Annotated in this window: 19 protein-coding genes and 5 tRNA genes; 11 read left to right on the top strand and 13 right to left on the bottom strand. The window is 64.1% G+C overall.

Annotated features, from left to right (window positions below):
* The first annotated feature begins 4 nt into the window (after positions 1-4).
* The 4 genes from U5782_RS22835 to U5782_RS22850 all read left to right on the top strand — a co-directional run bounded on the left by U5782_RS22835 (position 5) and on the right by U5782_RS22850 (position 2,201).
* Positions 5-826: a class I SAM-dependent methyltransferase gene (locus U5782_RS22835; protein WP_322046159.1), complete on the top strand. Its 822-nt coding sequence runs from the start codon at positions 5-7 to the stop codon at positions 824-826.
* The gene (gene rnhA / locus U5782_RS22840; protein ID WP_322046160.1) at positions 823-1,272 is read left to right on the top strand and encodes a ribonuclease HI; all 450 of its coding nucleotides are present in this window, start codon (positions 823-825) and stop codon (positions 1,270-1,272) included. The genes U5782_RS22835 and rnhA overlap by 4 nt, the downstream gene beginning before the upstream one ends.
* A 58-nt stretch (positions 1,273-1,330) precedes the next feature.
* The gene (gene dnaQ / locus U5782_RS22845) at positions 1,331-2,077 is read left to right on the top strand and encodes a DNA polymerase III subunit epsilon (RefSeq protein WP_322046161.1); all 747 of its coding nucleotides are present in this window, start codon (positions 1,331-1,333) and stop codon (positions 2,075-2,077) included.
* Between the two features lie 49 nt (positions 2,078-2,126).
* A tRNA-Val gene (locus U5782_RS22850) sits at positions 2,127-2,201 on the top strand.
* 116 nt (positions 2,202-2,317) lie between these two features.
* Here U5782_RS22850 and U5782_RS22855 read toward each other — a convergent pair.
* The 3 genes from U5782_RS22855 to U5782_RS22865 form a co-directional block, all read right to left on the bottom strand.
* A complete protein-coding gene (locus U5782_RS22855; protein WP_322046162.1) occupies positions 2,318-2,782 on the bottom strand; it encodes a DUF2214 family protein in 465 nt (154 codons plus the stop codon).
* Positions 2,783-2,905: 123 nt separating this feature from the next.
* Positions 2,906-3,862 carry a hypothetical protein gene (locus tag U5782_RS22860; protein WP_322046163.1) on the bottom strand — a complete coding sequence of 319 codons (957 nt, stop codon included), beginning with the start codon at positions 3,860-3,862 and terminating at the stop codon, positions 2,906-2,908.
* A gap of 285 nt (positions 3,863-4,147) precedes the next feature.
* Complete coding sequence (locus tag U5782_RS22865; protein ID WP_322046164.1) at positions 4,148-5,212, bottom strand: glycosyltransferase family 4 protein; 1,065 nt, start codon at positions 5,210-5,212, stop codon at positions 4,148-4,150.
* A gap of 711 nt (positions 5,213-5,923) precedes the next feature.
* Between U5782_RS22865 and U5782_RS22870 the strand changes: the two genes are divergently transcribed.
* On the top strand, positions 5,924-7,759 hold the full coding sequence (locus U5782_RS22870) for an ABC transporter ATP-binding protein (protein WP_322046165.1): 1,836 nt from the start codon (positions 5,924-5,926) through the stop codon (positions 7,757-7,759).
* A 90-nt stretch (positions 7,760-7,849) separates the two neighbouring features.
* Here the strand turns inward: U5782_RS22870 and otsA are convergent, their stop codons facing one another.
* Both otsA and otsB read right to left on the bottom strand, forming a co-directional pair.
* Entirely contained in the window at positions 7,850-9,244 is a 1,395-nt protein-coding gene (otsA, locus tag U5782_RS22875; protein ID WP_322046166.1) for an alpha,alpha-trehalose-phosphate synthase (UDP-forming), read from the bottom strand.
* A 98-nt stretch (positions 9,245-9,342) separates the two neighbouring features.
* Complete coding sequence (otsB, locus tag U5782_RS22880; protein WP_322046167.1) at positions 9,343-10,089, bottom strand: trehalose-phosphatase; 747 nt, start codon at positions 10,087-10,089, stop codon at positions 9,343-9,345.
* A 356-nt stretch (positions 10,090-10,445) separates the two neighbouring features.
* On the opposite strand from otsB, the gene U5782_RS22885 reads away from it, so the two are divergent.
* Genes U5782_RS22885 through U5782_RS22895 form a run of 3 tightly spaced genes read left to right on the top strand, consistent with a single transcriptional unit; the run spans position 10,446 to position 12,497 of the window.
* Entirely contained in the window at positions 10,446-11,093 is a 648-nt protein-coding gene (locus U5782_RS22885) for an SCO family protein (protein WP_415914392.1), read from the top strand.
* A gap of 30 nt (positions 11,094-11,123) precedes the next feature.
* On the top strand, positions 11,124-11,585 hold the full coding sequence (locus U5782_RS22890) for a copper chaperone PCu(A)C (RefSeq protein ID WP_322046168.1): 462 nt from the start codon (positions 11,124-11,126) through the stop codon (positions 11,583-11,585).
* 30 nt (positions 11,586-11,615) lie between these two features.
* Positions 11,616-12,497 (top strand): cytochrome c oxidase assembly protein, encoded by an 882-nt coding sequence (locus U5782_RS22895; RefSeq protein WP_322046169.1) that lies wholly within the window; start codon positions 11,616-11,618, stop codon positions 12,495-12,497.
* 32 nt (positions 12,498-12,529) lie between these two features.
* Here U5782_RS22895 and U5782_RS22900 read toward each other — a convergent pair whose 3' ends face one another.
* Both U5782_RS22900 and U5782_RS22905 read right to left on the bottom strand, forming a co-directional pair.
* Positions 12,530-13,060 (bottom strand): GNAT family N-acetyltransferase, encoded by a 531-nt coding sequence (locus U5782_RS22900; RefSeq protein WP_415914384.1) that lies wholly within the window; start codon positions 13,058-13,060, stop codon positions 12,530-12,532.
* 88 nt (positions 13,061-13,148) lie between these two features.
* On the bottom strand, positions 13,149-13,421 hold the full coding sequence (locus U5782_RS22905; RefSeq protein WP_322046170.1) for a DUF2164 domain-containing protein: 273 nt from the start codon (positions 13,419-13,421) through the stop codon (positions 13,149-13,151).
* A gap of 257 nt (positions 13,422-13,678) precedes the next feature.
* On the opposite strand from U5782_RS22905, the gene U5782_RS22910 reads away from it, so the two are divergent.
* Entirely contained in the window at positions 13,679-13,951 is a 273-nt protein-coding gene (locus U5782_RS22910; protein WP_322046171.1) for an AbrB/MazE/SpoVT family DNA-binding domain-containing protein, read from the top strand.
* Between the two features lie 8 nt (positions 13,952-13,959).
* A complete protein-coding gene (locus tag U5782_RS22915) occupies positions 13,960-14,304 on the top strand; it encodes a type II toxin-antitoxin system PemK/MazF family toxin (RefSeq protein WP_322046172.1) in 345 nt (114 codons plus the stop codon).
* A 94-nt stretch (positions 14,305-14,398) separates the two neighbouring features.
* On the opposite strand, the gene U5782_RS22920 is transcribed toward U5782_RS22915, so the two are convergent.
* The 6 genes from U5782_RS22920 to uvrC form a co-directional block, all read right to left on the bottom strand.
* Positions 14,399-14,472, bottom strand: a tRNA-Cys gene (locus tag U5782_RS22920).
* Between the two features lie 131 nt (positions 14,473-14,603).
* A tRNA-Gly gene (locus U5782_RS22925) sits at positions 14,604-14,679 on the bottom strand.
* 73 nt (positions 14,680-14,752) lie between these two features.
* Positions 14,753-14,828, bottom strand: a tRNA-Gly gene (locus U5782_RS22930).
* Positions 14,829-14,900: 72 nt separating this feature from the next.
* Positions 14,901-14,976 (bottom strand) — tRNA-Gly (locus U5782_RS22935).
* Between the two features lie 173 nt (positions 14,977-15,149).
* Positions 15,150-15,740: a CDP-diacylglycerol--glycerol-3-phosphate 3-phosphatidyltransferase gene (gene pgsA / locus U5782_RS22940; protein WP_322046173.1), complete on the bottom strand. Its 591-nt coding sequence runs from the start codon at positions 15,738-15,740 to the stop codon at positions 15,150-15,152.
* A 126-nt stretch (positions 15,741-15,866) separates the two neighbouring features.
* Entirely contained in the window at positions 15,867-18,113 is a 2,247-nt protein-coding gene (gene uvrC / locus U5782_RS22945; protein WP_322046174.1) for an excinuclease ABC subunit UvrC, read from the bottom strand.
* Between the two features lie 205 nt (positions 18,114-18,318).
* Between uvrC and earP the strand changes: the two genes are divergently transcribed.
* A complete protein-coding gene (gene earP, locus U5782_RS22950; protein WP_322046175.1) occupies positions 18,319-19,617 on the top strand; it encodes an elongation factor P maturation arginine rhamnosyltransferase EarP in 1,299 nt (432 codons plus the stop codon).
* The last annotated feature ends 126 nt before the right edge of the window (positions 19,618-19,743 follow it).

The raw sequence follows: 19,743 nt of genomic DNA on the forward strand, positions 1-19,743 counted from the left end.
CGACATGTCTGACCGAACGATTATAGACTGGCCCGCCTGGACCGCTTCGCCGGCCGGAAGGTATGTGCTCGACTGGGAGCAGGAACAGCTCGACCGGATGGTGTCGAACGTATTCGGCTACCATGCGCTGCAACTCGGCCTGCCGCAGCTCGACGCACTGCGCGAGAACCGCATGTCCTGCCGCGGCCTCGTGCTCGACGCCGCCAGCGCCGCGAGTGCACCGTACACGGTGCCTGGCGCCGAGCCGCCGCGCGCGCCGGCGCTGCACACGCCCGCCGGCCGCAGCACGGTCTGGTGCGACTATCTCGATCTGCCGTTCGAGGCGCAGAGCGTCGACCTGATCGTGATGCCGCACACGCTCGAATTCACGAGCGATCCGCACCGCCTGCTGCGCGAGGCCGAACGCGTGCTGATGCCCGAGGGCCAACTGGTGATCGTGGGCTTCAACTCGCTGTCGCTCTGGGGCGCACGGCAATCGGCGGGCAAGATCACGGGACATCCGTTCCTGCCCGCGCGTCAGGACCTGATCGCGTTCACGCGCCTGAAGGACTGGATCAAACTGCTCGGTTTCGAGCTCGAACGCGGCCGTTTCGGCTGCTACCGGCCGCCACTTTCCACCGACAAGTGGCTCAGCCGTTATGAATTCATGGAGGCCGCCGGCGACCGCTGGTGGGCGATCTTCGGCGCCGTCTATATGGTGACGGCGATCAAGCGCGTGCGCGGCATGCGCCTCGTCGGACCGCTGAAGGTCAAAAAACCCGTGCTGGCGCCGAGCCTGAAGGCCGCCGCCACCACGCCATCCCCTACACGCAACAAGGACTCATGAGCACACCCGATTTCGTCGAGATTTTTTCGGACGGCGCCTGCAAGGGCAACCCCGGCCCCGGCGGCTGGGGCGCGCTGCTGCGCTTTGGCACGCAGGAAAAGGAACTGTTCGGCGGCGAGGCCAACACGACCAACAACCGCATGGAACTGATGGGCGTGATCGCCGCACTCGAAGCGCTCAAGCGCCCGTGCAAGGTGGTCGTGCACACCGACTCGCAGTACGTGCAGAAAGGCATCAGCGAGTGGATTCACGGCTGGAAGAAGAAGAACTGGGTGACGGCCGCGAAAACGCCCGTCAAGAACGCCGACCTGTGGAAGCGGCTCGACGCGCTCGTCGGCCAGCATCAGATGGAATGGCGTTGGGTCAAGGGCCACGCCGGCCACCCGGAGAACGAACGCGCCGACGCGCTTGCGAATCGCGGCGTCGAGACCCTGACCGAACTCTGAGCTGGGCACGCCGCCCTCGCCTCTCTAGCAATCCCGTTTTAAATACGCCCGAATCGCCATGCGCCAGATCATCCTCGACACCGAAACCACCGGCCTGAATCCCCGCACGGGCGACCGCATCATCGAAATCGGCTGCGTCGAACTGCTGAACCGCCGCTTGACCGGCAACAATCTGCATTTCTACGTGAACCCGGAACGCGACAGCGACCCGGGCGCCCTGGCCGTGCACGGCCTGACGACCGAGTTTCTTGCGGACAAGCCGAAGTTCGCCGAAGTCGCCGACGAGATCCTCGACTTCATTCGCGACGCGGACATCATCATCCACAACGCGCCCTTCGACATCGGCTTTCTCGATGCCGAACTCGGGCTGCTCGGCAAGCCTCGCTTCCTCGAGCATTGCGGCGAGGTGATCGACACGCTGGTGCAAGCCAAGCAGATGTTCCCGGGCAAGCGCAATTCGCTCGACGCGCTGTGCGACCGCTTCGGCATCAGCAACGCGCACCGCACGCTGCACGGCGCACTGCTCGACTCGGAACTGCTCGCCGAGGTCTATCTCGCGATGACGCGCGGACAGGAGAGCCTCGTGATCGACATGTCGAGCACCACCGAGACCGCGGGCGAAATCGCCGTGTCGCGCGTAAAGTTCGACACGCTCGCCCTGCCCGTGATCGCCGCCAGCGCGGATGAACTGAGCGCGCACGAAGCGCTGCTCGACGGCCTCGACAAATCGCTCAAGGGCACCTCGGTCTGGCGTACCCAACCGGTGCCCGCCGAAGAAATTTCGGCGACTGTGCAAAATACTTAAAAAAGGGCTTTACAAGATCGAAAACGCCCGGCATAATTTGAATCTCTTCGGGTGGTTAGCTCAGCGGTAGAGCACTGCCTTCACACGGCAGGGGTCACTGGTTCGATCCCAGTACTACCCACCAGGATTCTGGTGTTGGTAAAGACAAGCACCGAAGATAAAAAGCCCCGTTGCGCAAGCAACGGGGCTTTTTTCATTGCGATTCGCAGATACCGAATGTGATGCGTCCGTGCGAACCCGTCACTCGCCTCCGGTGTCCAGGCCGATACCCCGCGCCATCCCGGTCGCGGCAAACACCATCACCACCACCAGCACCGTCTGCCACAGGCCGATACGCGCATACTTCGGCGCGCCGGTCAGATCGGGCACGTCGCCTCGCCCCACTGCCGCGCGCCAGCGTAGCAGCGCCATCATCGGCGCAATCTCCAGCAGCAGGATCAACACGAGCACGCCCATCTTCACGTGAAAGAGCGGTTCGTGCAGGTAGTAGTCGGCGCCCTTCTCGAAGCCGCCGAACGCGCGCATCGCGCCCGTCACGATCAGCACGATGGCCGAGGCGCCCCAGCCATGATCGGCACGGAAGATCATCGGCAAGTCTTCGGTGGACGTGCAGCGGCGCAGGCCGCGCGTGCGCCGCAGGATCGAGGCGAGCGCAAAGCCGAAGGCGAGCAGGTGGATAGCGGCAAGCAACCAGCGGATGAGCATCGCGACTCCTTCGGCATGACGACGGATCGGCAAGCCTGCGCGCAGCGAACTGCGCGCAGGAACGGCTCGTGAAGCGGTGCAGCCTGACTGCCCTTCTCCGTGACGGAGAAGGGGTGTAACGGATTACGCCTGCCTCAGCGCGGTATCGAGTGCGCGCGCGGCCTCGTGGTCGCCCACGCTCGCGAGACGCACGCGGAATACGGTCTGACGGTTATGGCCCGCCGCCGCAGGCGAGTCCCACAGCAACTCGATTCTCGGACGGCGTTCGTGCGTCTGCGTGTGCGTTTGCGCACGCGCGGGAACGACGGGAACGAGGCTCGTGACGGACGATGCGGGCAGGCCCGGCAAACCCGCCGCGACCGTTGCGTCGGCGGCGGCAACAACCGGCGCGGCGCTCTCGTGCACGGGCTCAGCCGGCGCCACGCCGACTGCATCGACGTCACTGACCAGCCTTGGCACCGCGCCACCGGGCACCACCTCGCTCTGCTCGCCCTTGGGCCAGCGGATCGACAATTCGCGCGCATCGTACTGCCCGAGTTTGCGGCTTTCGAGCCAGACGATGGTCGTGCGCGTCGCCGCATCGATCGACACGGCATAGCGGCCGATCGCGAAGCGACGTGCCGCGATATTGGTGCGCCAGAGCGCGCGCGGCCGGCAGATCCACACGACGGCGCCATAGAGCGCGGGCGCCACGACGAGCCAGCCGTTGGTATCGGCGACCGCGTGCGCGGCGCTGCGCCAACCGGCGAACCACACGAACGCGCCGATCGACCAGAGCGCGAACAGGCAGCCCAGCAAACCAAAGAAACGCAGCGCCTGCCGCAGCCATTGCGGCAGCGGATGGAACGGGCGCTCGACGCGCGCCTTCGCGCCGGGCAGCACGATCAAGAGGAACAGAAAGACGATGTTGAGGCAGGCGGCAGGCGACGAAGCCATCGCCTCGAGCGAAGCGAGGAAATGGTCCATCTCCCCCATCGAGTGAAGCCAGCGGGCGAGTATGACGAGGCCGATCGCGCGCAGCGCGAATAGCGTCCCGGCACCAGGAACGGTGACGGCGCGCGTCGGACGGGTTCTCGCCAAGGTTCTCTCCTGTGTCGGCCCGAGTGGGGGCTTGCGCCGCTGACTCGGGTCCCATGCAAAGCTGTCGCTGTGGTCTTGCGCTGATTTCATGAACTCGCCGCAGGTTGCGCGGAACGGCCATTATAGGGACATTGCCTGCACCCCTCACGCTCGCCGGCGCACGCGATGCGCCGCTTGCCGCTGTCGTTCTTGAGGTAGCGCAGATACGACAACGCCCCCGTGCACGGCACGGGGGCGTTGAACTGACGCTGGACGCGCACCGCGCGCCCAGGACAGCTTGCCGGCTTAGCCAGCGTTGACTTCGCGCAGCACGGTGCGGCGCTTCTGGCGCAGCATTTCTTCGTACACGGCGACGTAGTTGCGCGCCATCACCTTCGACGAGAAGCGCGACTCGAACGCACCGCGCACTTTCTCGCGCGACAGCGTCGAGAGGCGCTTGATCGCTGCGACGGCGCTGATTTCGTCTTCGACGACAAAACCCGACACGCCGTTGTCGATGACTTCCGGCACCGAACCGCGCTTGAACGCGATGACCGGCGTGCCGCAAGCCATGGCTTCGATCATCACGAGACCGAAGGGCTCCGGCCAGTCGATCGGGAACACCAGGGCGTGCGCGTTGCCGAGGAACTCACGCTTTTCGTGCTCGCCGATTTCGCCGATGTACTCGACGTGCGACTGCGCCATCAGCGGCTTGATGACTTCTTCGTAGTAAGCACGGTCGGCCTTGTCGATCTTGGCGGCGACCTTGAGCTTCATGCCTGCCTGACCGGCGATGCGGATCGCCTTGTCCAGACCCTTCTCCGGCGAAACACGGCCGAGGAAGGCCAGGTAGCCCGGCTCGACGTTCTCGATCGGACGCAGCACATCTTCCGGCAGGCCGTGATAAACGGTCTGCTGCCAGTTGGCTTGCTGAAGCGGCAGGCGCTGGTTGTCCGAGATCGAGACGACCGGCACGTCGCTGAACGCGTTGAAGATCGGTTGCAGTTCCGGCAGGTCGAGACGGCCGTGCATCGTGGTGACGAACGGCACTTCCTGACGCTGGAACAGCGAGAACGGGTAGTAATCGATGTGGAAATGCAGCACGTCGAATTCGTCCGCGCGGCGTCGCACTTCTTCGAGCAGCAGCATGTGCGGAGCCATCACGTCGCGAATCGTCGGGTCGAGGCGCAGTGCCTGCGGCCAGAATGCTTCGAGCTTCGCCGAGGTGATCGAATCGCCGCTTGCGAACAGCGTAACGTCGTGACCCTGTTCGACCAGCGCTTCGGTCAGGTAGGAGACCACCCGTTCCGTGCCGCCGTACAGCTTGGGAGGAACCGCCTCGTGCAACGGAGCGATTTGAGCGATTCGCATAGTGGTGAACTCCTTCCTCGTAATAAATCGGGCAAATACTACAAATTTGACAATCGACCTTGCGTGCTGCGGCGTCCTTGCCGCGCGCCCCACCAGGCGTCCGTACCGCTAAACCGCGCCGGAAGCCCGGCACACAGACCGACGCAGTTAGGAAGTGTTAAATTGACACTCGCGGCGGCTCAGGCGGTAAACGCGCAGGGTTCGCGGTCGTTGACATGCAAGCTGTCAAATTCCCTACGCTATTCGAGACGGCATTATCCGGGCTTGCGCCCCTTACCGGCTAGAACATTTCAAAGTCTTTACGTTGTTACAAACCGGAAACACTCCGCAACCCACTGTTTTCAAAGACAGTTCTAAATTGGGGGTACGTTTTCCGGGCGGCGCGCCGTTATTGTGACCACGCCCATCGCGGACTGCCCTGACGGAAAAGTGTCAGATGCGCAAGCACACGGCAATCCTGAATGCAATCCGTAATTGTATCTCTAAAAGCGCCCTGAAAACCTGTTGAACCTACGGCGCGACACCCTGTCCTGAAGGAACACGCTGCATCGCCGGCACGCGATAAGATTCGCCTCCCGCCGGGCACAGGCGATGCGCCATGCGCCACGCGTGTTTACAATGCGGGGATTCCTTCAAGGTTTGCCGCTGGCGCCTTTCCTCTTCTTTTTTACCTTGCACGGACCAAGCTCCGTCAGACCGACCACCGAACAATTGGAACATCTGACCATCGCCCAGCGTAACGCCCACAACGCAAAGCTCGCGAGCTATGCGCGGCGGCCGCTCGCGTTCCTTTTCCTGTACATCAAACGCCACCCGTTCGCCCATGCCGTCGTGCTGGCGAGTGTCTTTGCGGCCGTCGGCTGCGCACTCGCCTCGCAATACGCGATCAAGCATCTGATCGACGTGCTCGGTGCGGGCCGGCACCATCCGGGCCCGCTGTGGACCGCCTTCGCCATCCTCGTCGGCCTGATCGCCGCCGATAACCTGCTGTGGCGCGTCGGCGGCTGGTTTGCCGCACACACCTTCGTCGCCGTGACGGGCGACTTGCGGCGCGACCTCTTCCAGTATCTGAGCGGACATTCACCCACCTACTACGCAGAGAAGCAGCCCGGCACGCTCGCGAGCCGGATCACCGCGACCTCGAACGCTGTCTATACCGCCGAGAACACCACCGCCTGGAACGTGCTGCCACCGTGCATCGCCGTGGCGGGCGCCATCGTCATGATCATCTCGGTCAATCCGCTGATGGCGGCAGGCCTGCTGACCTGCTCGGCGGTCCTCTCGGTGATCCTGTTCAAGCTGGCCGGGCGCGGCTCGGCACGCCACCACAACTTCGCCTCCAAGGCGGCCGCCGTGGACGGCGAACTGGTCGACGTGATCGGCAACATGGCGCTCGTGCGCGCCTTCGGCATGACGTTTCGCGAGCAAAAGCGCTTCGGCTCGACCGTCAAGGCCGAGCTCGATGCGCGCCGCGACAGCCTGCTCTATCTGGAAAAGCTGCGCCTGCTGCATGCCGTGATCACGGCGATGCTCTCGGCCGGGTTGCTCGGCTGGGCGCTGTGGCTCTGGAACCAGGGCAAGGCCACGTCGGGCGACATCGTGCTGGTGAGCTCGCTCGGCTTCACGATCCTGCACGGCACGCGCGACCTCGCGGTAGCGCTCGTGGATGTGACGCAGCACGTCGCTCGTCTGGCCGAAGCCGTCCAGACGCTGCTGGAGCCGCATGGCATGCCCGATCGCAACGACGCCACGGAACTCGTCGCGCAAGGCGGCCGCGTGGACTTCGAGGGCGTGACCTTCGCCTATCCGCACCGCAAGGCGATTCTCGATCACTTCGATCTGCGTATCGAGGCCGGGCAGCGCGTGGGCCTGATCGGCAAATCGGGCGCGGGCAAGACCACGGTGCTCGCGCTGCTGCAACGCTTCTACGAAACCCAGGGCGGCGCGATCAAGATCGACGGCCAGGACATCGCCCAGGTCACCCAGGAGAGCCTGCGCCACGCCATCGCGCTGGTGCCGCAGGACATTTCGCTGCTGCATCGCTCGATCTACGAGAACATCGCCTACGGCCGCCCCGAAGCAAGCCGCGAAGAAGTCATGGCGGCCGCCCGCGAAGCGCGCTGCGCCGACTTCATCGAGGCGATGCCCGAAGGCTACGACACGATCGTGGGCGACCGCGGCGTGAAGCTCTCGGGCGGCCAGCGCCAGCGCATCGCGATCGCTCGGGCGATCCTCAAGAATGCGCCGATCCTGCTGCTCGACGAAGCCACCTCGGCGCTCGACAGCGCGTCGGAAGAAGCGATCCAGCAGGCGCTCGACCGGCTGATGGTAGGCCGCACCGTGATCGCGATCGCGCACCGGCTTTCGACGTTGAACAACTTCGACCGCATCATCGTGATGAGCACCGGCAAGGTCATCGACGATGGCAGTCCTGAAGAACTGCGCAACCGCCCGGGCCTGTACCGCGATCTGCTCGCCAAGCAGTACGGCAAGCATTCCACGCTGCATCTGGGCAACAAGAAGGCCGACGAAAAACACGTCGCCTGACGCGTTCGCGCTTCAGAGCCCGCTCCAGCAAAAAAGCCGCTTCGTTCGAAGCGGCTTTTTTATTTCCAGCGTCAGGTCAGGCGCCCATCTTCAAACAGAAGCCGTGAGCCCGGTGAGATCGCGCATGAAGCGGTCGCGCCACACCGACACATTGTTCTCGCGCAGTTGCACCATCATGTCCTGGTAGCGCGCCAGCCGTTCAGCGAGCGGCATCGCGAGCGCGGTGGCCAGTGCGTCGGCCATGCCGTCGATATCGAGCGGATTGACGATCAGCGCACCCGACAGCTCCTGCGCCGCGCCCGCGAAACGCGACAGCACCAGCACGCCCGGATTCTCCGGGTCCTGCGCCGACACATACTCCTTCGCCACCAGGTTCATGCCATCGCGCAGCGGCGTGACATAGCCGACGTGCGAGGCACGAAACAGCGCCGCCAGCACAGCCCGCTCGTACTGACGGTGGATGTACCAGATCGGCGTCCAGTCGAGTTCGGCGAAGCGGCCGTTGATACGGCCCGATTCGGCTTCCAGACGCAGGCGGATGTCCTGATAGGCATGCAGATCGGCGCGCGTGGGCGGTGCGATCTGCACGAACGAGACCTTGTTGCGCTGTGCGGGCGCGTGTTCGAGTAGCCGCTCGAAGGCGCGAAAACGCTCGACGAGGCCCTTCGAATAGTCGAGCCGGTCCACGCTGATGATGACCTTGCGACCATGCAGCGTGGACTTGAGCGTGCGCACCGGCTTGCCGCGCTCGCCGGCCTTGGCCAGTTCCGCGACTTCGTCGGGATAGACGCCGATCGGATAGTCGTTCGCGCAAAGCGTCTTGCCGAAAGCGTCGATGCGCGTGAGGCCGTCGGCGCGTTTTTCGACCGTGCCGCCCGCCTCGTTCACGATGTAATCGCAGAACGCACGCAGATCGGGCTTCGTCTGGAAACCGAGCAGATCGAACGAGCACAGCGCTTCGACCAGTTCGCGATGCGGCGGCACCGCCAGCAGCACCTGCGAAGCGGGAAACGGAATGTGCAGGAAGAAGCCAATGCGGTTCTTCACGCCCGCCGCGCGCAGCGCCTTGGCGAACGGAATCAGGTGGTAATCGTGGACCCAGATGACGTCGTCGTCGCGCAGGAGCGGCACGAGTTGCTGCGCAAGCCACGCATTCACGCGGCAATAGCCTTCGTATTCGTGGCGGTCGTACTGGAGAAGATCGGCGCGATAGTGGAACGCGGGCCAGAGCGTGGCGTTCGAGAAGCCGCGATAGTACTGGTCGTAATCGCGGCGCAGCAGACCGATGGTCGCGAAAGTGACCGGACCACGCTCCTCGAGCTGGATCTGCGGCTGGCCCGAGGAGAGCACATCGCCGCTCCAGCCGAACCACATGCCGCCGGTTTCCTTGAGCGCGTCGTACACGCCGACCGCGAGACCGCCGGCGGCCGGGCCGCCTTCGGAGATCGGCGCGACCCGGTTCGACACGATGATGAGTCGGCTCATGAGTTACAGGTTCCGTACTGGGTAAAGGACTGCGCGAACAGGCAAGTGGCCAGCCTGCAACGCTTGAATCGACGAATCAGCCGAACGACGTGCGGCCATCAGGCGCCAAGGCCCGCCAGCCACGCGAGCAACGCGTCGACCGATTCGACGCGCGTGCGGGCGATCGTCTCTCCCCCGCCGACCTTGATCGACAGGCCACCCAGCTCGTTGACCACGGCAAAACCCTTTTCGTCGGTCAGATCGTCGCCCGCGAACACGGGCGTGCGGCCCGCGAACGGCGGCTCGTTCAGAAAGGCGCGCAGCGCGCGGCCCTTGTCGACGTCCTTGGGTTTGATCTCGTAGACCATCTTGCCCGGTTGCAGCACGTAGGCATCGGCGAATTCGGCTGCGAGCTTTTCGGTGACCGCGCGCGCGGTGTTCTCGTGCTCGGGCGCGTTGCGGTAGTGCAGCGCGACCGCGGCGCCCTTGATCTCCAGCAGCATGCCGGGGTGCGTGCGCACCACCTCCGCCAGCACCTGCTCCATGTGCAACAGACGCTGATCGTTGAAGCCGACGCGCTGCGTGTCGCCATTGGCGTCACGGCGCTCGGCGCCGTGCAGACCGGCGATGGGCAGATCGGGCATACCGAGAAAGGCGTCGATGCTGTCGATGCCGCGACCGGAGACGATCGCCACTGCGCCGTGGGTCGCGCGTCGCAGCGCGGCCAGCAGCGCGAGCATCTCGGGCTGCACCAGCACGCCGTCGGGCGTGGGCGCGAGATCGACGAGCGTGCCGTCGAAGTCGAAGAAAAATGCCGTTTTGTCGAACGGCAACTCAAGCGGAAGATCTTGCGGAGCTTCTTGCATCAGGTTCGTTTCGTCCCTCGGCGCGTGGGCCGGGTAAGCGTCCGGCGGGCAAACGCACGCCGGCCAAAGTGTGCGCATCTTACCGCGCATCCCTTCAATTTTCGAGAAAGTAGGCCTGCCGAGGCCGTTTTAGGGGCCTGACAGCGTCGTTTGCCGTGCTTTCGCGAGCATCGCGGCATCGGCGATGCGCGACTCAAGGCGCTGCGGCAAATCGACCCGAAATCCGGCCATAACAGCCTGCCTGCGACTGCGAACGTCCAATTTTGCTACAGTCCATCGACCCGTCGCAGCCAGCCGCGCCGCGCACCCAGAAAATCGAGCCGCCGAGACAGCCCTTGTTTTCCGCCTTCGCCGTGTTGTCCGCCCTGCGTCCCCTATACGTTGCCCGCCTCCGGGTGGCACGCCACGGGACGATCCTCGCGGCGCTCCTGACGGCCATTGTCGGCTCGACGCTGCTGGGCGCCTGCTCGCAAATCGCGGCGCCGTGGCAACTCACGGACGTAAGCGGCCACCTGCCCGATCTCAACTTCACCCTCACCGCCGATAACGGCCAGCGCCTGAGCGCGGCGGATTTGCGCGGTGAAACGGCGCTGGTGTACTTCGGCTACACGCATTGTCCGGACGTCTGCCCGGAAACGATGGCGCGTCTGATGCAGGTACTAGCAAATCTCGGCCCCGATGCGCAGCACGTGCGCATCCTCTTCATCAGCGTCGATCCGGCACGCGATACGCCGCAGGCGCTGCACAGCTATGTGGGTGCGTTCGACGCACAGCACGCACTCGGCTTGACGGGCAGCGACGCGCAGATCGAATCGCTGGCGAAACGCTATCGCGTGGCCTACCAGATGGAAAAGCGCGACCTGGACGGCAGCTATGAAGTCACGCACAGCTCGGCGGTCTATATCTTCGATGCGCAAGGCCGTGCGCGCCTGCTCGCCACCGACAAGGATGCGCCGGACGCGATTGCGCACGACGTGCGCCGCGTGATCGACACGCCTGCCTGATTTCCCGTACTACCCGCAACAGGAACTGCCATGACGAAGAACCTGAAGTCCCTCACTGCCGCACTCGGTTGCGCCCTCGTCTGCTCGCTGGCCGCGTTTGCGCCATCGGCCGAGGCCGCAGGCGCGGCGGTAAGCACGCAGAACGCGTGGGTGCGCTGGCTGCCGAACGACCTGCCGGCCGCGGGCTACGTCACGCTGAAGAACGACGGCGACCAGAGCGTCGATCTCGTCGACGTGTCGAGCGACGACTACGGCATGGTGATGCTGCATCAGACGGTGTCGAACGGCTCGACGCAGAAAATGGTGATGGTGCACAAGGCGACGGTGCCCGCGCACGGCACGCTCGCGATTGCGCCGGGTGGCTATCACCTCATGCTGGAGCATGCGAAACACAAGATCGCGCCTGGCGACACGGTGCACGTGAAGCTTCAATTCTCGGATGGCACGGCGCTCGATGCGCCGTTCGCGGTGAAGCCGCCGTCGCAACAGTAATCGGACGCTGAACGCTCGCCCGTCCTCGCCATGAACCCGCTCTACTGGCTCGATCCCTGGGAGCCCTCGCCGACCGTCGTGATCGCCATCGCCGTCGCGGCGATTCTCTTTGCGCGCGGCAAGCGTCACGCGCGGGTGTCGCTCGCGCGTCAGCTCTCGTTCTGGTTCGGCCTAGGCGCGCTCTACGTCGCGCTGCATACGCGGCTCGATTATTTCTTCGAGCACGAGTTCTTCATGCACCGCGCGCAGCATCTGGTGCTGCACCACCTGGGGCCGTTCTTCATCGCACTCGCGTATCCGGGCGCGGCACTACGCGCAGGCATTCCGTTCATGTGGCGGCAGCGTGTCGTGCGGCCCGCACTCTCCGCCCGACCGGTGCGCGTTGCGCTCGGCATCGTCATGCATCCGGTCGTGGCCGTGGCGCTCTTCGTCGGGCTGATCTACTTCTGGCTGCTTTCGCCCATTCACTTCATCGCGATGCTCGACTGGCGTCTCTATCGCGTAATGAACTGGAGCATGGTGATCGACGGGCTGCTGTTCTGGTGGCTCGTGCTCGATCCGCGGCCCGCGCCGCCCGCGCGCCTCGCGCCCGGCAAGCGCGTGCTGGTGGTGATTGCGGCGATCCCGCCGCAGATCGTGCTCGGCGCCTTCATTTTTTTCACGCCGCGCGAGTTGTATCCCGTTTATTCGATCTGCGGCCGCGCCTTCACCTGGCTTTCGCCGATGCGCGATCAACAGATCGGCGGGCTGCTATTGTGGATTCCGGGATCGATGATGAGCGTGATTGGGGCGCTGATCGCGCTGCGTCACTGGATGCGGCTTTCCGCTCGTGGACGGCTCAAGGCCGTGCGGCCCAGACGCACGCTGCCAGGTGCTTCGGTTGCGCCGCAGGTGCGGGAATCGCAGCGTTAAGTGCGTATCTGAAGCGTGTACCCGAAGCCCCGTTATTCCGAGCGCATCCAGACGTGCGGGATGCCGTCCTCGTCGTGAATCTCCGAAACCGGCTTGAAGCCGAACGCACCATAGAACTTTTGTAAATGCGCCTGGGCATGCAGTCGCATCGGCACGCCGGGCCACTGCTGCGCGATGTGAGCGATCGCGCGTTCGAGCAGCCCGTTGCCGAGCTTGATGCCACGAAAGTTCGGTGCGGTCACCACGCGGCCGATACGCACATCGGCGTCGCTCGCATCCGGCAGCAGGACACGCAGATAGCCCGCCAGCTCGCGCACGCCGTCGCGCTGCCCCCACGCGAACAGGTGCCAGGCGTCATCATCGAGACCGTCGACGTCGCCATAGACGCAGTTCTGCTCGACCACGAAAACCGCCGAACGCAGCTTGAGCATCTCGTAGACGTCGCGCGTCTTGAGCGCGTCGAACGCGCACCACTGCCAGTCGAGTTGATCCGCCGACATTGCAGGCAGAGCGGGAGAAGTGGAAGAAGCGGCAGAGGACACGGCGGGAGCCTGTGCAGTCATGGAATTTCCGTCAAAAGCTTGCTGAGAGGCTGATTATGCCTCGCCGCGCGCGTGACCCACAAACGTGCCCGGCGGCTCCAGTAGGGCGCTATTTACGCCGACGTGGCGCCTCGAACTTGCGCCAGTACTGGAACGGCTCCTCATGCAGATCGATATCGAGTTCGACAATGCGGGCCTGCATGCGCTCCTGCGCATCGGCGATCGCCTGGTTATAGACAGCGGGACCGATCTCTTCGAGGAAAAATGCCAGCAGGCCACCGGCGGCGATATTGCCGATCGACTCCTCCATGTTGGCGTCGAAGTAGCGCTGGATCGACGCGATCGCTGCGGCACGGGCGTCTTCGGGGAGTTCGATGGGCATGGGGGAATCCGGAAGGGAGAATGCACGTATTGTGCGCGAGGGCTTTGATGTCGCACAAACACGACGCAAGCATGAGCCGCATGCCGCGAAACCTGGTTGCGTTCGAATTGACCAAGCTCGTAGCGCACAGTTGCTCCAACGGACGCCTGAGATTCTGGGCGATTGACTTGGACCTTCGCGACAGCTAGCATTTTCCATGTATCAACTACGTCGATACACTCTCTGTCGAGAGACAGGCTGCCGTTCAGGAGCGAAACATGGCGCTGCAGTTAATCAAGCGGTGGGGCAACAGCCTTGCCATTCGTATCCCATCCAGCGTCGCGGAGGAACTGCACCTGCGCGAAGATCAGGAAGTCTCGGTGGAAGCGGTCAACGGCATCCTGGAGGTCAAGCCCGCTATCAAGACGTTCAATTGGGATGTCTATCGCGAGCAACTGGCCAGCATGCCGGATGAACTACAACCGACCCTCGATCGAGGCGCCGCTGTGGGAACCGAGCTTCACGACCCCGAAAACCAGGACGACTGGTGAAGAGTGCAATGAACCGCGACAGACCCAATATCGGTGACGTGCTATGGATCAATCTCGAACCGGTCGTCGGTCACGAACAGGGTGGCAAATATCCACGCCCCGTGATCGTAATGACGCCGGCCGAACACAACGGTCCGTCGCATCGTATCGTCGGCGTACCCTGCACGACCAAAAGCAAGGGATTAGCCACGGAAATTCCGATCGAGTCACTGCCAAAGCCGTGTGTTGCCTTGATCGATCAATTGACGACGCTCGACTGGTTCGAGCGCAGGGCCGAATTCAGAGGCGAGCGTATCAGCGAAGCGGAACTGGATGCAGTCAGGCGAAGCCTCAAGGTCTTCTTGAATCTCTAGCCGGGCATAGGCATTGATTTGTCGGCTTGCGGCGCGAATAAAACCCGCGCAGAAAAGAAAAAAGCCACCCGAAGGTGGCTTTTTTCATCTTACCTGGAGGCGCGAGCCGGAGTCGAACCGGCCTACACGGCTTTGCAGGCCGCTGCATAACCGCTTTGCTATCGCGCCAAAAGCGGACTGTTCCGGCTTCTTGACTACCTGACGCATCCAACTGCTTGCGCCCGCAATCACCGGACAGATTTTGCGACGGCCTTGCGGCTCGCCAAACAAAAGGGGAAGCTGTGCTTCCCCGATAAAACTGGAGCGGGAGACGAGGCTCGAACTCGCGACCTCAACCTTGGCAAGGTTGCGCTCTACCAGCTGAGCTACTCCCGCACTTTGATTGCCGTACTACTTAACTGCTTTAGCACCTCGTTTCACGTTGACGCAAAACGCTGCACCTTAAAACTGGAGCGGGAGACGAGGCTCGAACTCGCGACCTCAACCTTGGCAAGGTTGCGCTCTACCAGCTGAGCTACTCCCGCACTTTGTTGCCGTACTACTTAACTGCCTGGCACCTCGTTTCACGCTGACGTAAAACGCTGCACCTTAAAATATGGAGCGGGAGACGAGGCTCGAACTCGCGACCTCAACCTTGGCAAGGTTGCGCTCTACCAGCTGAGCTACTCCCGCATATTTACTGCTTCACCTCTGATTTGCCACTCATCTGAGGCTAACTCCACCGCATCTGCTTCGTTTGCTACCCGTCGTGCAGCGGAGAAGTGAGATTATGTATAAGCCGCTGAAACGTGTCAACCCCTACCTATGAACTTTTCGAAAAAAGTTTCGGGGAGCGCCCGACAAGGCTAGAGGCTGCCCCGCTCGCGGATCTGCGGCCACGCGAGCTTCATGTAGTACAGCATCGACCAGATCGTCAGCACGGCCGCCACATAGATAAGCCACGTACCCCAGACACGCGCGTCGAATAGCGTGACGCCGCCGATCGTGAGCGGCGCGTAGAACAGCAGCATCGGAATCGCCACCATCTGGCACGCCGTCTTGAACTTGCCGAGCTGGTTCACCGCGACGCTCCTGGATGCGCCAATCTGCGCCATCCATTCGCGCAGCGCCGAAATCGCGATCTCGCGCCCCACGATCACCAGTGCGATCACGGCGTCGAGCCGTTGCAGATGCACGAGCACGAGCAGCGCGGCGGTAACCATGAGTTTGTCGGCGACCGGATCGAGGAACGCGCCGAACGACGAGGTCTGATTCCACTTGCGCGCCAGAAAACCGTCGAACCAGTCGGTGAGCGCCGCCAGCACGAAAATCACCATCGCCGAGGTGTTCTGGTCCATCGTGCTCAGCATTGTCTGCGGCAGATAGAACACACCAACCACAAGCGGAATCAGCACGATCCGCAGCCACGTCAGGAGAATCGGGATATTGAACGGCATCGGCTGGCGCAGTCTGTCAGGGGGAGATTGCAATTATGGGAGATGCAATTGTGCCGCTTCGCTGCACCTGCCACAAGCAAACGTAAGGAACCCAACGTAGGCAGGCAGACGCAGGAAGCGGGTGCATCAATGAAGTTGCTGGTAAATCTGCTCGGCAAGCGCGCGCGAAATGCCTTCGACGCTCGCCAGATCCTCGACGCTTGCGGCCATCACGCCACGCAGGCCGCCGAAGCGCGCGAGCAGGCGTTGCCGCCGCTTCGCGCCCACACCTTCGAGCTCTTCGAGCCGCGAGGTCTGGCGGGTTTTGCCGCGCTTGGCGCGCATGCCCGTGATCGCGAAACGGTGTGCCTCGTCGCGGATCTGCGCGACCAGCATCAGCGCCGCGCTCTCCTTGCCGAGTTCCAGCGCCGTGCGGCCATCGGCGAACACGAGGGTTTCGAGGCCCACCTTGCGCCCTTCCCCCTTCGCCACGCCGACGAGCATGGCAGGGTCGAGTCCGAGTTCGTCGAACACCTGACGCGCGATCTCGACCTGTCCTTTGCCGCCGTCGATCAGCACGATATTGGGCAGCATGCCGCCCGTCGCGGCCGGCGGCGCGCCGTCGGGCGACGCCGTGGCATCGGACGCTTCGGCGCTGGCCGCATCGGCGTCCTGCACGGTCTGCGCTTCGTCGGCCTCGTTGCGCGCCGCCTGCTCGACCATCTTCTCGTAGCGGCGCGTGAGTACCTGGCGCATGGCCGCGTAGTCATCGCCGCCCGTGATGCCGGTGATGTTGTAGCGGCGATATTCGCTCGATTGCATCTTGTGGTGGTGATAGACCACGCACGACGCCTGGGTCGCCTCGCCCATCGTGTGGCTGATGTCGAAGCACTCGATGCGCAGGTGCGCGAGGTCGTCGAGTTCAAGCCCGAGCAGTTGAGCAAGCGTACGCGTGCGCGCCTGTTGCGAGCCTTGTTCGGAGAGCAGGCGCGCGAGCGCGAGCCGCGCGTTCTGCTCGGCCATCGCGAGCCAGGCGCGCTTTTGCCCCTGCGGCTGACGCAGCAGCGCGACCTTGTGTCCCGCCTGCTCCGACAGCACATCGACGAGTTCGCGGTTCGCCGGCGGGTGGCTCACCACCAGCACCGGCGGCACGCGATTGCCGAAGTAATGCTGGGCGATGAAGGCGTCGAGCACTTCGGATTCGATGCCGCCCGCGCGCGACTTGCGCGAGGTCGAAACCGGCGCGGCGACGTCTGTGCCCTGCGCCTGCGATGCGTCACCGGCCGACTCAGATTCGTCGGCCAGATCTTCGACAATGGCGAGCGGATCGGGCAGATCGGCCTCGTCGGCAGCCTCTTGCGCCTCTTGCTCCTCCTCAGCCTGGGCCGCGGCGCCAGCTCCCTCCACCAGCGCCTTGCGCGCAAGCGACGGCAGCGACTTCAGCGCGGCTGCCGCCACCACCGTTTCATCGGCGATCTCCTCGGCCACGCCGCCTTCCTCGTCCGTCAGCGCGCGCTCGACGTGCGCCGGGAAGTAAGCCTTGTCGCCCAGATGGCGCCCACCGCGCACCATCGCCAGATTCACGCAGACACGACCGCCCAGCGCCACGACGGCGAGAATATCGACGTCGCTATCGCTGCCCGTCTCGATCGCCTGCTGATGCAGCACGGTCGAAAGCGAACTCATCTGGTTGCGCACCGCCGCGGCCTGCTCGAACTTCAGCTCGGCGGCGAACCCGTGCATCTTCGTCTCCAGTTCCTTCATCACCTCGCCCTGACGGCCGAGCAGGAAGCGCGACGCGTTGCTCACATCGCGCGCATAGTCCTCGGCGCTGATCGCGCCCACGCACGGCGCGGTGCAGCGCGCGATCTGATGCAGCAGGCAGGGCCGCGTGCGGTTGTTGAACACCGAATCCTCGCAGGTGCGCAGCTGGAACACGCGCTGCAGGATCTGGATGCTCTCGCGTACCGCATAAGCGCTCGGAAACGGGCCGAAGTACTGGTTGTTGCGATCGACCGCGCCGCGGTAATACGCCATGCGCGGAAACGCGTGACCTGTGATCTTCAGGAACGGATACGACTTGTCGTCGCGAAAGAGGATGTTGTAGCGCGGCGCGAGCGCCTTGATGAGATTGTTTTCGAGCAGCAGCGCCTCGGCCTCGGAGCGGGTGACCGTGGTCTCGATGCGCGCGATGCGCGTCACCATCATGGCGATGCGCGGCGAGAGTTGCGTCTTCGTGAAATAGCTCGAAACACGCTTCTTCAGGTCGCGCGCCTTGCCCACGTAGAGCACCGCGTTCTGCGCGTCGTAGTAGCGATACACGCCCGGCAGATGCGGGAGCTGCGCGAGCACCTCTTTCGGGTCGAAAACGTCGGGTTCGATGGAAGCGGTCATCCAGTGTGGGGCGTCGGGTGGCAAGCCGCGCCGCCTACGCGACGCCGTCATGCGGGTGTCTTAGAATCGCAAGTTTAGATCATTCCGCGCAGCCCCGAACCCGCCGGCCCGCCCTGCCGACAGGCGCCTCGCCAGTCTGCGGCCGGCTGCGCTTCGCCGCTTGCGCCTGTGCGCCTCCTGCGTCGCCCGACACTACCCCGCCATCATGCCCCACGACTCACGCCGCCCCGCCACCGCCAGCCACGACAGTCCGATCCAGGCCCCGGCCCGTATCGCCTGCGACCTCTTCTGCGCCGTGATCGACAACTTCGGCGACATCGGCGTGTGCTGGCGTCTCGCGCGCCAGCTCGCGCACGAGCACGACTGGGAGGTGCGCCTGTTCGTCGACGACTTGCAGGCGTTCCACAGGCTTTGCCCCACGCTCGACCTGCAACGCGCGACACAGACCGTCGAAGGTGTCGTCGTCGAGCACTGGCACGAACCCACGCATGCGGGCGAAACGCTTCAGATCGCCGATGTGGTGATCGAGGCGTTCGCGTGCGAGCTGCCACCCGTCTACGTGGCGGCGATGGCGCAGCGCGAGCGCAAGCCGGTGTGGTTCAACCTCGAATACCTGAGCGCCGAGGACTGGGTGGCGGACTTCCATTTGCGTCCCTCGCCGCACCCGCGCTATCCGCTGCTCAAGCACTTCTTCTTCCCCGGCCTCGGCAAGGGAACGGGTGGCGTATTGAAAGAGCGCGATCTCGATGCTGCGCGCGCGGCGTTCGAAAGCTCGCCCGAGGCGCGCGCCGCATGGTGGCAAAGCGTCACGGGCGGGCCGCCGCCCGCCCCCGAGGCCACGGTGATCTCGCTCTTCGCCTACGAGAATCCCGCCGTGGACGCGCTGCTCGCGCAATGGCGCGACAGCCCGACACCGATCGTCCTGCTGGTGCCGCAAGGCCGTATTTCGGGCGCGCTCGCGCGCTTTTTCGACGTCGAGTCGTTCGGCGCCGGCATGCGCGCCGAGCGCGGTTCGTTGACCGCGCACGGTCTCGCCTTCACGGAGCAGCGCGGCTACGACGCCCTTCTCTGGATCAGCGATCTGAACTTCGTGCGCGGCGAAGATTCCTTTGTACGCGCGCAATGGGCGGCACGCCCCTTTGTCTGGCACATCTATCCGCAGGCGGACGACGCCCATCTGCCGAAACTCGACGCCGCGCTCGACCACTACGCCAGCACGCTCGGCGAAGCGCCGCGGCGCGCGCTCGAACACTTCTGGCACGCCTGGAACGGCAACCGCGCCCCCGGCAACACGGCGGCAGACACGGCCGCCACGGACGGTGCAAAGAACCCAGCCGCGAACCCGCCCACGAACTCAGCGGCGAACGGGACCGCGAACTGGACCGAATTCGCCCAGCATTTGCCCGCTCTCAAGGCCCGTGCACAGGCGTGGGCGACGGAACTCGCGCAGGCTGGCGATCTCGCTGGAAATCTAGCCGGGTTCGCAAAAACTCAGTTAAAATAAGCGGTTACCCGGCGGCACCCGTCTCAAGCGCTTCGCTTCCGTTCTCTCCCCGAATACCGGGGACCAACAAGAGTACGGCTCGCACGAACCGCTTGCGACGTTTGCCGTCGCGCACACTCGAAGCTA

The sequence above is a fragment of the Paraburkholderia sp. J67 genome, from assembly GCF_905220265.1.
Lineage (GTDB): Bacteria > Pseudomonadota > Gammaproteobacteria > Burkholderiales > Burkholderiaceae > Paraburkholderia.

What these genes read in the sequence shown, in the direction of transcription:
- dnaQ (WP_322046161.1), top strand. Translation starts at nt 1,331, where the DNA reads ATGCGCCAGATCATCCTCGACACCGAAACCACCGGCCTGAATCCCCGC.
- U5782_RS22835 (WP_322046159.1), top strand. Translation starts at nt 5, where the DNA reads ATGTCTGACCGAACGATTATAGACTGGCCCGCCTGGACCGCTTCGCCG.
- U5782_RS22915 (WP_322046172.1), top strand. Translation starts at nt 13,960, where the DNA reads ATGAACCGCGACAGACCCAATATCGGTGACGTGCTATGGATCAATCTC.
- earP (WP_322046175.1), top strand. Translation starts at nt 18,319, where the DNA reads ATGCCCCACGACTCACGCCGCCCCGCCACCGCCAGCCACGACAGTCCG.
- U5782_RS22900 (WP_415914384.1), bottom strand. Translation starts at nt 13,060, where the DNA reads ATGACTGCACAGGCTCCCGCCGTGTCCTCTGCCGCTTCTTCCACTTCT.
- U5782_RS22910 (WP_322046171.1), top strand. Translation starts at nt 13,679, where the DNA reads ATGGCGCTGCAGTTAATCAAGCGGTGGGGCAACAGCCTTGCCATTCGT.
- U5782_RS22890 (WP_322046168.1), top strand. Translation starts at nt 11,124, where the DNA reads ATGACGAAGAACCTGAAGTCCCTCACTGCCGCACTCGGTTGCGCCCTC.
- U5782_RS22895 (WP_322046169.1), top strand. Translation starts at nt 11,616, where the DNA reads ATGAACCCGCTCTACTGGCTCGATCCCTGGGAGCCCTCGCCGACCGTC.
- pgsA (WP_322046173.1), bottom strand. Translation starts at nt 15,740, where the DNA reads ATGCCGTTCAATATCCCGATTCTCCTGACGTGGCTGCGGATCGTGCTG.
- U5782_RS22865 (WP_322046164.1), bottom strand. Translation starts at nt 5,212, where the DNA reads ATGCGAATCGCTCAAATCGCTCCGTTGCACGAGGCGGTTCCTCCCAAG.
- rnhA (WP_322046160.1), top strand. Translation starts at nt 823, where the DNA reads ATGAGCACACCCGATTTCGTCGAGATTTTTTCGGACGGCGCCTGCAAG.
- uvrC (WP_322046174.1), bottom strand. Translation starts at nt 18,113, where the DNA reads ATGACCGCTTCCATCGAACCCGACGTTTTCGACCCGAAAGAGGTGCTC.
- otsB (WP_322046167.1), bottom strand. Translation starts at nt 10,089, where the DNA reads ATGCAAGAAGCTCCGCAAGATCTTCCGCTTGAGTTGCCGTTCGACAAA.
- otsA (WP_322046166.1), bottom strand. Translation starts at nt 9,244, where the DNA reads ATGAGCCGACTCATCATCGTGTCGAACCGGGTCGCGCCGATCTCCGAA.
- U5782_RS22905 (WP_322046170.1), bottom strand. Translation starts at nt 13,421, where the DNA reads ATGCCCATCGAACTCCCCGAAGACGCCCGTGCCGCAGCGATCGCGTCG.
- U5782_RS22855 (WP_322046162.1), bottom strand. Translation starts at nt 2,782, where the DNA reads ATGCTCATCCGCTGGTTGCTTGCCGCTATCCACCTGCTCGCCTTCGGC.